The 13,699-nt window shown below is 69.4% G+C and carries 12 protein-coding genes; 4 read left to right on the forward strand and 8 right to left on the reverse strand.

Annotation, left to right across the window (positions count from 1 at the left end):
- Positions 1-41 precede the first annotated feature (41 nt).
- From ACSVDO_RS12475 to ACSVDO_RS12485, 3 genes are all read right to left on the reverse strand, one after another.
- Positions 42-1,013 (reverse strand): Bug family tripartite tricarboxylate transporter substrate binding protein, encoded by a 972-nt coding sequence (locus ACSVDO_RS12475; RefSeq protein ID WP_489592444.1) that lies wholly within the window; start codon positions 1,011-1,013, stop codon positions 42-44.
- Between the two features lie 37 nt (positions 1,014-1,050).
- Positions 1,051-1,857, reverse strand: coding sequence for an alpha/beta fold hydrolase (locus ACSVDO_RS12480; RefSeq protein ID WP_489592446.1), 807 nt, complete (start codon positions 1,855-1,857; stop codon positions 1,051-1,053).
- A gap of 151 nt (positions 1,858-2,008) precedes the next feature.
- Entirely contained in the window at positions 2,009-3,082 is a 1,074-nt protein-coding gene (locus tag ACSVDO_RS12485) for a porin (RefSeq protein WP_489592447.1), read from the reverse strand.
- A 280-nt stretch (positions 3,083-3,362) separates the two neighbouring features.
- Here ACSVDO_RS12485 and ACSVDO_RS12490 point away from each other — a divergent pair, with 280 nt between their 5' ends.
- The 4 genes from ACSVDO_RS12490 to ACSVDO_RS12505 all read left to right on the forward strand — a co-directional run bounded on the left by ACSVDO_RS12490 (position 3,363) and on the right by ACSVDO_RS12505 (position 7,635).
- Complete coding sequence (locus ACSVDO_RS12490) at positions 3,363-4,214, forward strand: IclR family transcriptional regulator (RefSeq protein WP_489592449.1); 852 nt, start codon at positions 3,363-3,365, stop codon at positions 4,212-4,214.
- Positions 4,215-4,334: 120 nt separating this feature from the next.
- Entirely contained in the window at positions 4,335-5,309 is a 975-nt protein-coding gene (locus tag ACSVDO_RS12495) for a tripartite tricarboxylate transporter substrate binding protein (protein WP_489592451.1), read from the forward strand.
- Between the two features lie 47 nt (positions 5,310-5,356).
- The gene (locus ACSVDO_RS12500) at positions 5,357-6,133 is read left to right on the forward strand and encodes an SDR family NAD(P)-dependent oxidoreductase (RefSeq protein WP_332537400.1); all 777 of its coding nucleotides are present in this window, start codon (positions 5,357-5,359) and stop codon (positions 6,131-6,133) included.
- Positions 6,130-7,635, forward strand: a complete 1,506-nt coding sequence (locus ACSVDO_RS12505; RefSeq protein ID WP_489592453.1) for an aldehyde dehydrogenase — start codon at positions 6,130-6,132, stop codon at positions 7,633-7,635. Before ACSVDO_RS12500 ends, ACSVDO_RS12505 begins: the two co-directional genes overlap by 4 nt.
- Positions 7,636-7,645: 10 nt before the next feature.
- On the opposite strand, the gene ACSVDO_RS12510 is transcribed toward ACSVDO_RS12505, so the two are convergent.
- From ACSVDO_RS12510 to ACSVDO_RS12530, 5 genes are all read right to left on the reverse strand, one after another.
- Positions 7,646-8,647 (reverse strand): Bug family tripartite tricarboxylate transporter substrate binding protein, encoded by a 1,002-nt coding sequence (locus ACSVDO_RS12510; RefSeq protein ID WP_489592455.1) that lies wholly within the window; start codon positions 8,645-8,647, stop codon positions 7,646-7,648.
- A gap of 103 nt (positions 8,648-8,750) precedes the next feature.
- Positions 8,751-9,785 (reverse strand): threonine ammonia-lyase, encoded by a 1,035-nt coding sequence (locus ACSVDO_RS12515; RefSeq protein ID WP_489592457.1) that lies wholly within the window; start codon positions 9,783-9,785, stop codon positions 8,751-8,753.
- 2 nt (positions 9,786-9,787) lie between these two features.
- On the reverse strand, positions 9,788-10,786 hold the full coding sequence (locus ACSVDO_RS12520) for an N-carbamoyl-D-amino-acid hydrolase (RefSeq protein ID WP_489592459.1): 999 nt from the start codon (positions 10,784-10,786) through the stop codon (positions 9,788-9,790).
- Positions 10,787-11,031: 245 nt separating this feature from the next.
- Positions 11,032-12,027 (reverse strand): LysR substrate-binding domain-containing protein, encoded by a 996-nt coding sequence (locus ACSVDO_RS12525; RefSeq protein WP_489592461.1) that lies wholly within the window; start codon positions 12,025-12,027, stop codon positions 11,032-11,034.
- Positions 12,028-12,112: 85 nt separating this feature from the next.
- Entirely contained in the window at positions 12,113-13,528 is a 1,416-nt protein-coding gene (locus ACSVDO_RS12530) for a CoA transferase (protein WP_489592463.1), read from the reverse strand.
- Between the last annotated feature and the right edge of the window lie 171 nt (positions 13,529-13,699).

Below are 13,699 nucleotides of genomic sequence, written 5' to 3' on the forward strand. Positions count from 1 at the left end.
TCATCCGGTGAAGACGGAGAAAAACAGGAGGACGCGCGGGCTCACTGGAGCTTGACGGCGCCCGAGCGCAGCAAGGCGCCATAGCGCTGGCTGCTGTCCTGCACGATCTGGCGGAACTGCTGCGGCGTGTTGCCCACGACCTGGTAGCCCATTTCGGCCAGCTTTTGCTGCACGGCGGGCACCTGCAGCGCCTTCACAAAGGCGCCCTGCAGCCGCGCGAGCACGGGCGCGGGCGTGCCCTTGGCGGCGACATAGCCGACCCAGCCGTCGGAGGTGAAGTCGATGCCCTTCTCGCGGAACGTGGGCACATCGGGCAGCGAGCGCACGCGCTGCGCCGAGGTCACGGCCAGCGCGCTCACCTGGCCGTTCTCGACAAAGCTCTTGCCCACGTTGGAGACCAGCGCGTACTGCAGCTGGCCGCCCGCGATGTCGTTGAGCATCTGCACCTCGCCCGTGTAGGGCACATGCTGGGCCTCTATGCCCAGCTTCTGCGCCAGCAGCACGTTGTTGAAATGAAAGCTCGTGCCCGCGCCCGGCGTGCCGTAGTTCATCTTGCCCGGGTGCTGGCGCGCGTATTCGGCAAACTCGGCCACCGTCCTGAAACCCAGCTTGCGGTCCACCACCAGCGTGAGAAAGGTGTCGACCGCGATGGTGATGGGCTCGAACTGCTCGAGCGGGCGTATCTTGTAGGCCGGGTTGGTCAGCGGCAGCGTGACCATGGTGGCCGGCACCACCAGGCCTATGGTGTAGCCGTCCCTGGGCGCCTGCAGCAGCGCCTGCAGGCCGATCTGCCCGCCCGCGCCGGCGCGGTTCTCGATCACCACCGAGGTGCCGAGCTCGCGCCCGAGCGCGTCGCCGACCAGGCGCGAGACGATGTCGGTCAGGCCGCCGGCCGGGTACGGCACGATCAGCTTGATGGGCCGCTCGGGCCAGGCGCCGGCCAGCGCGGGCGCGGCGCACAGCGCTGCCAGCGCGCCGGCCACCAGATGGCGAAGAAGGGATCTCTTGTGCATGGATGTCTTTCGCATGGGAATGCCAAACGCTGCGGCCTCAGGCCTGCGCCAGCACGCGCTGGCGGATGAAGCGCAGCAGATGTTCGTTGAACAGCGCATGCTGCTCGGCAAACGCGTAATGCGCGGCGCCGGGCAGGCAGGCGAAATCGGCATGCGGCATGAACTGCTGCTGCACCTGCTGCATGCTCTGCGGCCGGCCCACCTGGTCGAACTCACCGGCCAGCAGCAGCGCCGGCACCTTGACGTTCTTCAGATTGGGCTCGCCCGCGTAGCGCGTGATCGCGGTGATGGCCGCGCAGAAGGTGTCGGCCGGCGTCGCCAGCGCCACCTCCCGCACCAGATCCACCATGGGCCCGCGCGAGGTGGGCGCAAACATCGAGTCGATCACCGCGCCCGCGGTGTCGCGAAAGGTATTGCCCGCGCGCAACGGCTCCACGCGTTCGGCAAGAAAGGTTTCCTGGTCCCGGGCGCTCTTTTGCGAGAACGAGCCGGCCGTGGCGGAGATCACGATGCCATGCACCTTGTCCGGGCGCGCCGCGTAGACCGCGGGCGTGATGATGCCGCCCATGCTGTGGCCCAGCACGACGTTGGTCTTGCTGCCTTCGCGGTCTATCAGGCAGGCCGCGGTTTCGGCCAGGCGCTCTATGCTCAGGCCTTCGGGCGGCAACGGGCTGATGCCGTAGCCGGGCGCATCCCAGGCAACGACGCGCAGGCCGGCGCCCACCAGCGTCTGGATTTGCGCGCGGAAGTAGTCCTTGGAGCCATAGGCGCCGTGCAGCAGGAACACGGTGGTGTCGGCGTCGCCGGCCACCTGGTAATCGGGGAAACGGTAGGGAGTGAACATGGGCAGTTGCTCGGTGGTGAAAGTGGGCCCTGCAGCCGTACGTCGCTGCAGGGCAGATGGTCGCGATTGTGGGAAAGAACCGGCGCTGCGGCACGGCATTCCGGCGCGCATTCCGCGCTGCGGAACTGCGTTGGGCCGGGCCCGCGCGGGCTCAGAAGTTGTGCCGCAGGCCGATGTCGTAGCCGCTTGACGAGCGCCCGCCGGCGGCGCCGGCCATGCCGCCCGGCACGCCATAGGTTGCAGCGCCCCGGTTGGCCACATGGGCCGCGCTGGCGTAAAGCGCCGTGCGCTTGGACAGGTGGTGCACATAGCCTATGGCCAGGATGCGGGCATCGTCGGCATCGATGGCCGCGCCCGCGGCATTGCTGCCCTTCTGGTCCACGCGCGCCAGAGAAGCCTTGAACTCGTGCACCCCCGACTGCAGCCTCGCGGCCAGGGCCATCACGTTGTGGCGCGAAGACAGGTAGGAGGTCTGCGTCGCGCTGGCGCTCAGGTGCAGCGCGCCTATCCGGTAGCTGCCCGCCATGGAGTCGACCGCGAAGTCAGCGCCCGTCGCATCGATGCGCGTGCGCGCCGCGGTCGCTGAGATATCGAGCGCGCCGCCCGCATAGCCCAGGCGCGCGGCCTGGTGGCCGTAGCCGGCCGCGCTGCCGGTCTTTTCACGCGGCGCATAGGCCAGGATGGCATAGACGCCGCCCAGGGTCCTGGGCGTGAAGTACTGGATGGCATTGTTCGAGCGCGCGAAGGTGGTCGCACCCGTGCCGAACGCGCGCTGGAAAGTGGTCGTGGCCGCGGCGTTGAACGCCGTCGCTATGCCGCCCACGCCCACATAGGCAAAGGGATCGGCCGCGACAATGGCGCGAAAGCCCGGCGTGTAGTCGCGGCCCAGCCGCAGTTCGCCCCAGTGGCCGCCCAGGCTCAGATAGGAGGCGCGATCGAAGAACATGCCGCCACTGCCCACCGTGCCGCTGTCGGTGAACAGCGTCGACTCGAGCCAGAAGCCGGCCTTCAGGCCGCCGCCCAGGTCTTCGCTGCCGCGAAAGATCAGCCGCGAAGTCGAATTGTTGCCGCTGGACAGCGAACTCAGCCCGCCCTGGGCATTGCGCACATGGCGCAGGCCGGCGTCGACCACGCCGCTGATCGTCGCCGACGACTGGGCCGCGGCCGCGGCCCCGATGCAGGCCCATGCCAGGCCTATGCCCATGTCTCTGGTTGTTATACGCATGCAAATGTCTCCTCGAATGGTGTTGTGCGCTGCGCGGCCAGGGCCTGCGCGCCGCCGGTTCTGTCGGCGGTGGCGGATTCTTGTGCCGACGGGCCCGGTCTGGCCACGCACAAACGGCGCAGTTCCACGACGCGGAATCGAGATGCCGGCGCGCGCTGCGCCAGCGCCGCGCAATGCCCCTGATGGCGGGATGCAGGCGTACCATCCGGCCTGGGCCTGCTCGGCGGCGCGGCCTGCGCCAACGCCGTACCTTGCCGACACCTCTTTCCTGGACCCTGCGATGCCATCGACTCCCGCCCGCCCCGCAAAGAACGCCGACGCCGTCGCGCGCCCGCCCGCCCTGGTGCACTCGCTGGCCAAGGGCCTGGAAATCCTCTCGGTGTTCTCCGAAGGCGACCTGCTGGGCAACCAGCAGCTCGTCGCCTTGACGGGACTGCCCAAGGCCACGGTCTCGCGCCTCACGTCGACGCTGGTGCAGCTGGGCTATCTGCGCGTCGACCCGCTGACGCGCAGGTATTTCATGGGCACGCGGCTGCTGGGAATGGGCCTGAGCGTGCAGCGCAAGCTGGGCCTGCTGAGCGTGGCCAGGCCCTACATGCAGGCGCTGAGCCAGGACACCGGGCTCACGGTGTCGCTGGGCACGCGCGACCGCCTGGGTCTGGCGCTGCTTGAAGTGCTGCTGCCGCCGCAGAGCAACCGGCTGGTCGTCAACGCCGACGTGGGCACGGTGCTGCCCATCGCCTCCACGGCCATAGGCCTGGCCTACCTCGTCGCGGCGCCGGTCAAGGAGCGCTCGCAGATTCTCGAAGGCCTGCGCAAGCGCTTTCCCGACGAATGGCCGGCCATGCGCGAGAACGTCGAGCGCGCCCATGCCGACTTCGCCGCGCACGGCTTTGTCATCACCCAGGGCTCGTGGGGCCGTGATGTCAACGGCGCGGCCGCGCCCTTGCTGCTCGATGAACGCAACGTTCTCTATTCCTTCCACTGCGCCGGGCCGGCCAGCCGCATGCCGCTGGCGCGCATCCGCAAGGACATAGGCCCGCGCCTGGTCGCGCTGGTGGCCGAAGTGCGCGCCGCGCTGCGCCAGGCGCCGCGCCCGCGGCTCAATCCTCCGGGCCTCTACGAGCCCTGAAACGCAATTCCGGTCTGCGGAACTGAAGCGCATTGCGCGTTGGAAGGGTGCGCCTGCGTGCCCACAATCCACGCCGAGGGCCGCAGCGGGCGGCACCTCCCCACAACAAGGAGACGCTTCATGTATTCACCGCTGCGCCGCCGCCATCTCGGCGCGCTGGCTTTGCTGGCCCTCGCGCCCTGGGCCCGGGCCTCGGAGCCGCCCTACCCTTCGCGGCCCATCACGCTGGTCGTGCCCTACCCCGCCGGGGGCAATGGCGACAACATCGCGCGCGTGTTTGCCAGGAAGCTGTCGGCGCTCTGGAACACTCCCGTCGTCGTCGACAACAAGCCCGGCGCCTCGGGCACCATAGGCGCGGCCAGCGTGCACCGCGCCGCGCCCGACGGCCACACCCTGCTGCTCACGGTGACCACCCAGCTCACCAGCAGCGTGCCCAACGTCAAACCAGTCTACGACGCCGCCACCGACTTCGTGCCGATTGCCGGACTGACCATCGCCCCTATGGCCTTTGTCGTCTCGCCCGCGCTGGGCGTGAGCAGCATGCAGGAACTCGAGGCGCTGGCGCAAAAGCGCCGGCTGGCCTACGGCTCGTACGGCACGGCGACCTCCACACATGTGGTCCAGCACCTGCTGGGCAAGCAGTTCAAGGCGGTCGACATGGTGCATGTGCCCTACCGCGGGGAAAGCCCCATGGTTGCCGACCTGCTGGGCGGCCAGGTCGACATGGGCCTGGTGGGCATAGGCCAGGGCCGGGAAATGGCCAGGTCGGGACGGCTGCGCATTCTTGCCGTGCTGGGCACGCAGCGCAGCGAGTTCCTGCCCGACGTCAAGACGCTGACCGAACACGGCTACCGGCAGATGGATTGGGCCTATGGCGTTGCGCTGTACGGCCCGGCGCGCCTGCCCGCGCCCGTGCTCGCCAGGCTGCAGGAGGCCGGCAAGACCATCATGGCCGATGCCGAGACCCAGCAGCTGTACCGCAGCCAGTCCAACCAGCCCTGGCTGGGCGCCACGCCCGCGCAGCTGCGCGAGCGCCAGCTCGCCGATATCCGCAACTGGAACAAGGTGCTGGCCGAAGTCGGCCCGCTCGAATGAACGCCGCCGGCGAAAGACGGACCCCCATGACTGATTCGGAGATTTCCTTGCTTCCATCCTTTACACCGACCGCCGGCCAGCGCCTGCTGGTCATAGGCGGCTGCGGCGGCATGGGCCGCGCGCTGGTGCAGTCCGCGCTGGCCCTGGGCCTGCGCGTGGCGGTGCTCGATCTCGAGCGTTCCATCCTCCTGTTCCCTCCGCCCGAGGGCGTGCTGGCCATTGCCTGCGACGTCTCGCAGGAGACCGCCGTGCAGGCGGCGTTCGCGCAGATCAGCGCGGCCTGGGGGGCGGTCGATGCGCTGGTCAACCTGGCCGGCTACACCGGCGAGCGGGTGCGCGTCGAAGACATGTCGACGCGCGAATGGGACGACATTCTCAACACCGACCTGCGCGGCATGTTTCTCGCGGCGCGCGCCTGCGCCCCGCTGCTGCGCGCCGCGGCGGCGCAGGGCCGGGCGCCCGCGGCGGTGCTGGTTTCATCGACGTTTGGCGTGCGCGTGCCGCATGTGGGCTACGGGCCCTACGCGGCCTCGAAAGCCGGCGTGATCAACCTGATTCGCGCGCTGTCGACCGAATGGGCGCCCGAGATCCGCGTCAACGGCGTCGCTCCCGGAGTGATCGACACCGCGTTCCTGCGCGGCGGCACGGGCCGCGACGTCAAGCAGACCGGACTGGACATGGGCCGCTTCGTGCAGGGCGTGCCGCTGCAGCGCCTGGGCCAGCCGGCCGAGATCGCGCATGCGCTGCTGTTCCTGCTGAGCCCCGCGGCCAGCTACATCACCGGCCAGACCCTGCATGTCAACGGCGGGAGCTTCATGGCATGACCACTTCCTCCTTCACTCCCATGCGCACCACCATCACCAGCTACATAGCCGGCCAATGGCAGCCTGCGGGCGCCTTGCTGCTGCCCGTGATCAACCCCGCGACCGAAGAGGTCGTGGCCCAGCTAGGCGAGGCCGATGCGCGCGAGACCGCGGCCGCCGTGGCCGCGGCCCAGGCCAGCTGGAAAAGCGGCATCTGGGCGCGCAAGAGCGCGGCCGAGAAGCGCCGCGTGTTCCAGCGCATCGTTGCGCTGACGCTCGAGCATATCGAGGAACTGGCCCAGCTCGAATGCCTCAACAGCGGCCTGCCGCTCAACTACCTGCGCGCGCGCCAGCTGCCGCGCATCACGCGCAACTTCGACTTCTTTGCCGACTGGCTGTCGCAGAACGTAGAGAAGGCCGGCATGAGCGACCAGGACTATCTGCGCTTCGTGCTGCGCGAGCCCGCGGGCGTGGCGGCGCTGATCGCGCCGTGGAACGCGCCGCTGGCCCTGGCCTCGACCAAGATCGCGGCCGCGCTGGCCTTCGGCAACAGTTGCGTGATCAAGCCCGCGGAAACCACGCCGCTGGCGGTGGCGCGCTTCATGGACATCCTGAGCGAAGCCGGCGTGCCGCCCGGCGTGGTCAACATGGTCAACGGCCGCGGCCATGTCACGGGCGACGCGCTGGTGCGCGACCCCGGCGTGCGCGTGGTGTCGTTCACGGGCGGCACGCAGACCGGGCGAGCGATTGCCGCGGCCGCCGCGCCCGGGCTCAAGCGCGTCGACCTGGAGCTGGGCGGCAAGTCGGCCAACATCATCACTGAAACCGCCAATATCGACGACGCGCTGGACGGCGCGCTGACGTCGATCTACACCAACAACGGCCAGCAGTGCTTTGCGGGCTCGCGCATCCTGCTGCAGCGCTCGATTGCCGACGCGTTCATGCGCCGCTTCGTCGAGCGCGCGCGCGCCATCCGGGTGGGCGACCCGCTCGACATGGCAACCGAGCTCGGGCCGCTGTCCAACGCCGCCCACTACGCGCGCGTGTGCTCCTTCATTGAAATGGCGCGCGCCGACGGCGGCGAGCTGCTGTGCGGCGGCCAGCGGCCGCCGGGCCTTGGCGCCAAGGGCTACTATCTCGAGCCCACGGCCGTGCTGATGCCCTCGAATGCCGCGCGCGTGTGCCAGCAGGAAATCTTCGGGCCGTTCGCGGCCTTCCAGGTGTTCGACGATTTCGACGAAGCGATTGCCATTGCCAACGACTCCGAGTTTGGCCTGGTTTCCTACCTCTGGACCAACGACCTGCAGCAGGCCCACCGGGCCGCGCGCGCGATCGAGGCCGGCGTGGTGCTGGTCAACACCCCCATGATCCTGGACCTGCGCTTTCCGTTTGGCGGCTACAAGAGTTCGGGCGTGGGCCGCGAAGGCATAGACGGCATGCGCCATTTCTACACCGAGGAAAAGACCGTGACCATTGCCCTGCAGCGCCCGGCAATGGCCCGGCTCGGAGCGGGCGCGCAGTAGCTGGCGCGGCTCAGTCCAGCTTCGCGCCCGAGATGCGTATCACCTCGGCCCAGACCGGGCGCTCCTTTTTCGCCAGATCGAACAGCTGCTGGCGCGGGCCCACGTTCACTTCATAGGCCTGGGCGTTGAGCTGCTGCTTGACGAGCGGCGAGGCCAGCGCCTTGTTGAAGGCCGCATTGAGGAAATCCAGCACCTTGGCGTCGACGCCCGCGGGCGCGACATAGCCGTTCCAGGCCACGGCCTGGTAGCCCGCGAGGCCGGTTTCGGCCAGCGTCGGCAGCTTGGGCAGGCGCGCGTCACGCTGCGCGCCGGTCACGGCCAGCGCCGTCAACTTGTCGCCCTTGAGGTGCGGCGCAATCGAGGTGATGTTCTCGAACACCAGATCAACTTCGCCGCGCAGCAGCGCCAGGTCCGCCTCCAGCCCTCCCTTGTAGGGCACATGCACGATGGACACGCCGGCCATGCTCTTGAACATCTCGGCGCTCAGGTGCCCGGTCGTGCCGTTGCCGCCCGAGCCCACGCTGAGCTTGCCCGGCTGCTGCTTGGCCAGCGCGATCAGGCCGGCCACGTCCTTCACGCCCAGGCTGGAGCGCACCGCCAGCACGTTCTGCACCCCGCCGATCAAGGTGATGGGCGCGAGTTGCCGGTCGGCGTCATAGGGCAGCTTCTGATAGAGCGACTGGTTGATGGCCAGCGTCGCGACATTCGCGAAACCAATGGTGTAGCCATCGGCGGGAGCATTGGCCACGGCCTGGGTGCCGATGATGCCCGAGGCGCCCACGCGGTTCATCACCACCACCGGCTGGCCTATGTCGCGGCCCACCGATTCGGCCAGCAGGCGCGAGACGATGTCGGGCGTGGTGCCGGCGTTGAACGGCACGATCAGCGTGATCGGCTTGTCGGGAAAGGCCGCATGGGCGTGGCTGCAAAGCGCCAGCGCCGCCAGCGGCGCCGCCAGGCCCTTGAGCAGCAGGCGGCGGGAAGACGAGAGAGAGGGAGCAGAAAACAACATGGTGGGGACTTTCTGAAACGCGGTGAACAGAGGGCTTTCGGTCTCCTGGGCAACGCTGCACCGCGGGGCGGCGGCGTCGGCCTCGTTGTTCTGGAATGCGGATTCAGGCATCGGTGCGGGCGATCACGGACTGCAGCAATGCCATGTCGACGTTGCCGCCCGACAGCACGACCACGGCGCTGCGGCCATCGAGCCGCAGGCGGCCGGCAAGCAGCGCCGCCAGGGCCACGCTGCCGCCGGGCTCGACCAGCAGGTGCAGCTCCTCGAGCGCAAAGCGCATGGCGCGCGCCACTTCGTCATCGGTCACGGCCACGGCTTCGCTCAGCAGCGGCTGGTTGATGGCAAACGGCAGCTCGGCCGGCGTCGCGGCCTGCAGCGCGTCGCACAGCGTGCGCGCGCCCGCGGCATTGATTTCGCGCCGGCCGCTGGCCAGCGAGCGCACGGTGTCGTCAAACGCCGCGGGCTCGACGGCCACGCGGCGCGCGTGCAGGCTCAGCGCGTCGAGCGCGAGGCAGCAGCCGGCCATCAGGCCGCCGCCGCCGCAGGGCGCGGCAAACAGGCCCAGCGTCGCGGCCACGCCCGCGGGCAGATCCTGCAGCGCTTCGAGCGCCACCGTGCCCTGGGCGGCCAGCACCTGCGGGTGATCGCCGGGCGGCACCAGCGTGCCGCCGGTGTCCAGCAGCAGGCGCATGCCTATGTCTTCGCGGCTTTCCTTCTCGCGGTCGTAATGCACCACCTGCGCGCCCTGGGCCAGCGCGCGCGCTACCTTGTTTTTCGGCGCGTCGACGGGCATGACGATGGTGGCGCGCAAGCCCAGCTGGCGCGCGGCCCAGGCAATGGCCTGACCGTGGTTGCCGGTCGAATAGGCGACCACGCCGCGCGCGCGCTGTTCGGCGCTCAACGCCAGCAGCGCGTTGAACGCGCCGCGCAGCTTGAACGAGCCCGTGGTCTGCAGGTTCTCGCACTTGAGCCACACGGGGCCGCCCGCGATGGCGTCCAGCGCCGCCGAGCGCAGCAGCGGCGTGCGCAGCACATGGGGCGCGATCACGCCGGCCGCGGCCTGCACGTCGGCGAAACGCGGAACGGCCAGCGTGCCCAGCATTTCATGCTCTATATAGGAAGGCAGGCAAGCGGCCATGATCACTGCCCCTCCTGCGCGGGCGCCCAGGTCGGCGGCGCGCTGCTGCCGGTCTGCGCCGTGAGGCGCGCATAGGCCTCGAGGCGGCGGTGCTGGGCGAAGTTGAAGATTGTGGTGCGGCCCAGCTCGCACATCGCAAGGTTGCAGTCGGCCACCACCAGTTCGTCGTCCCAGCTGGTCGCCATGGCCATGATCTCGCCCTGGGGGTTGACGATGATCGAGTGGCCCATGAGCTCGAAGCCGTCCTCGTTGCCGGCCTTGGCCACGCCCACGCCAAAGGTCGCGTTCTGGTAGCAGCCCGCCTGTATCGACAGCTGCGAATGGAAGTTGCGCAGATGGTGGGCTTCGAAGCCGCGGTTTTCCTGGTTCACGGCCGGCGTGTTGTAGCCCAGCATGGTCAGCTCCACCTGCTGCAGCCCCAGCTCGCGCCAGGCCTCGGGCCAGCGGCGGTCATTGCAGATCAGCATGCCCAGGTTCACGCCCTCGACCGGGCCCACGGGGGCGCGCACCACGGGAAAGCCCAGGTTGCCGACCTCGAAGTAGCGCTTTTCCAGGTGCTGGACCCGGCGCAATGTGGAGAACTCCTTGTGTCCCGGCAGATGGATCTTGCGGTACTTGAGCACGATCTCGCCCGACGGCGCGATCACCACCGAGGTGTTGAAGCGGCGCTTGCGCAGCACGCCGCTCTCGTCGGGCTCGTGGGCGATCTCGGCATAGCCCAGATAGCAGGTCAGGCCGTAGCGGCGTATCGCATCGAACAGCGGCTGGGTCGCGGGCGAGGGCAGCGCCTGCTCGTACCAGCCGTCGGCTTCATCGAGGTCCTCCACATACCAGCGCGGAAAGAAGGTGGTCAGCGCGAGTTCGGGAAACACCACGACATGGGCGCCGCGCTGGTGGGCCTGCTCGAGCAGGCGAACCATGCGGGCGACAACCGCATCGCGGCCCTCGGCTCTCTGGATGGGGCCCAGTTGGGCGGCGGCAACGGTGATAAGACGTTTCATGGCGGTCTTCAAGTGGATCTGTGGCAATGATCTGCGCCGAACGCCGCGGCGCCAAACGCGCCGCAACCCCCTTTTTGCCATTGCGCAATACGCCTTAAAAATCACACAAGCGCTTGATTCACAAGGGAAAAACGACAATCACGCGCCTTGCACAAAGTCCACGCCGTTAACCAATCGTTATGGCCTGAAGCCAAAAGATGAAGCGCGGCCGCGGGCGGCTGTTGATGGCAGCCCACAGGTCTGCTTCAGGCACGATGCACCAGCACGCGCACCGCGCCCTCGCCGTCCCAATGCTCGGCCGGCGCCAGCGCGGTGTCGCGCCCCTCTTCCTTGAGCAGGCGCTTGACGGTGGCCAGGAATTCCTTGGCCACGGCCGACAGCGGGCTGGTGTTGGCATGGATCTGGTAGATGCGGTGCGACAGCATGGGCCGCAGCGGCTTGAGCACCACGCCGTCCTGGCTGGGCCGGCGCGCGCCAAAGGCCTCGATCAGCGCCACGCCCACGCCCGCTCGCACCAGGCCCATGGCTTCGGGCGTGGAGCGGATCTCCACATCGGCGCGCAGGGCCAGGCCCGAGGCGGCAAAGAAATCCGCGGCCAGATTGCCAAACGGCGTATCGCCGCCGTAGCTGATGAAGGTCTGACCGACGAGATCGGCCGCGCCCACGGACTCGGCTGCGGCCAGCGGGTGGCGCTCGGGCACGGCGCATTCAATGAAGCCATGGCCTATGGCGCGCGCCACCACGTTGGCGCTGGACGGCGCGGGCATGGACGAGATCGCCAGGTCGGCCTGGCCCAGCAGCACATGGGGCAGCAAGGCATCGAAGGGCAAGGGCCGGTACTTGATGCGCACCTCGGGAAAGCGCGCGCGAAAGCGGCGTATCGCCACCGGCATCAGCCATTCGGCATAGCTCGGGCTGGACACCAGCGACAGCTCGCCATGCGTGCCCACGGCCAGGTCGCTGGCCAGCGCATTGAAGCGGCGCACGCCTTCAATGATGCTCTGCACTTCGGAAAACAGCCGCCGCGCCTCGGGCGTGGGCTGCAGCCGCCCGCGCACGCGCTCGAACATCAGCATGCGCAGCCGGCTCTCGGCCGTGGCCAGCATGCGGCTCACGGCCGGCGGCGAAACGCACAGCATGCGCGCCGCGCCGCTGAGCGTTCCGGCCATCATGATGGCGTGAAAGACTTCGATCTGCCGCAGGTTCAGCGGCACGGGATGGGGCAAGGCGGAGAGGGTCATGGCGCGCGCAAGGTGACAGAGGAACGGCCACCGTGCAAGCAATTAACATGCCCCATTTCAGGGCGCGGGCTAGGCGCCGCGCGCGCTAATCCCAGCGCGGCGCGTCGCTGCCGGGCGGCACGGAAAGGCGCTGCCAGCCCGGGGCACTGCGCGACAGCACGGCGCAGTGGCGCACGGCGCGCAGCGCGCCAAAGCCGCTGGCGGTGGTTTCGAGGTACGGCGCGATATCGGGCTTGGGCTGATCCCAGTCGCCATCCGGCACCTCGACTGCGCCCAGGCCGCGCAGCCAGCGCGCCACGCCCGCGAGCGTCACGCGCACCTGCCAGCTGCCGCCTTCGCGCGCCTGGCGCAGCAGCGCGGCCTGTATGCCGCAAGCCAGCAAAAAGCCGGCGCTGTAGTCGAGGATCTGCATGGGCAGCGCGCGCGGCGCGGCCTGGCCGCGCGCCAGCGCTTCGTCGGCCTGCACGCCGGTCGCGGTCTGCACCAGCGAATCAAAACCCGGGCGCCCGCCCCAGGGGCCCTGCCAGCCATAGGCCGACAGCTCGGCCACGACCAGTCCGGGGCGCAGGCGTGCCAGCTCCCCGGCGGAAAAACCCTTGGCCGCCAGCGCCCCCGGCCGGTAGGCCTGCAGAAACACCTGCGACTGCGCGACCAGTTCACGCAGCGCCTGCCGGCCGCTGTCGCCGCGCAGATCGAGCGTGGCCGAGCGCTTGCCGCGACTGGTGTCGGCAATCGCTTCGATGTTGGGCAGATGCGGGCCGTTGACCAGCATCACGTCGGCGCCATGTGCGGCCAGCGTGCGCCCCGCGACCGGGCCGGCAATGATGCGCGTGAGATCGAGCACGCGCAGCCCGGCCAGCGGCTTGTCGCCCTCGGCCAGCGCCGGCCAGGGCAAGGGCGGCGCATCGCCCAGGCGCGTGATCGCCACCAGCGGCTGCTCTGCCAGCACGGCCTCGTGGCCCAGCGCCTGCCACTGCGCGGCGCTGCGCGCGGCGGCTATAGGCAGGCCCCTGGCCGCGGCCCGGGTTTCGAAATCCTCGGCATTCCACTGCGCCAAGGCCTGCTCCACGGCCGCGCGCGGCGTGCCGGCTCCGGTCGGCAGGCCCAGCAGCGCCAGCGCGCCGTCGCGGTGGTGATCGAAATTCGCATGGATGCGCACCCAGCCCTTGCCGCAGGCGTAGAGGCCGGAGACTGGCGCCCAGGCATCGGGCTGTACGCCGTCGAGCGTGAAATACCCGCTGGTCTCGAACGCCGCGTGCTGGGCATCGACGCTCACGCTTTGCAGCCGCCGTCCAGGCGCGCGCCAGCGCTCGATTTCGGTCGCGGCCAGCGCGGCCGCGCCGGCGCTGATCTGCGCGGCCTCGACGACGCGCAAGCTGCTTGCAAAGCCCGCCGCCGCTCCCGTGAAAGCGAGGCGCGCCAGCGCCTCCTTGTTCAGGCCTTGCGCACGCCACAGCGCGGCCAGCGCTGCGGCGGGAGTGGGGCAATCGTCGATGGGCATGGAAAACTCCTTTCATGGCGCAACCGTATCGCTTGGCGACTTGCCGCAATGTAGCCCATGTCCCGACCCGACCGCCTCGGGCGTGCCGGCACGCCTGCGCCCCAGGCCCGTACGCAAGCGCCTGCCACGTTCAAGGGTTGGCCTGGGCCATCTTGACGCTGGTGACCGGCA

It is taken from the genome of Comamonas sp. DB36, assembly GCF_057914905.1.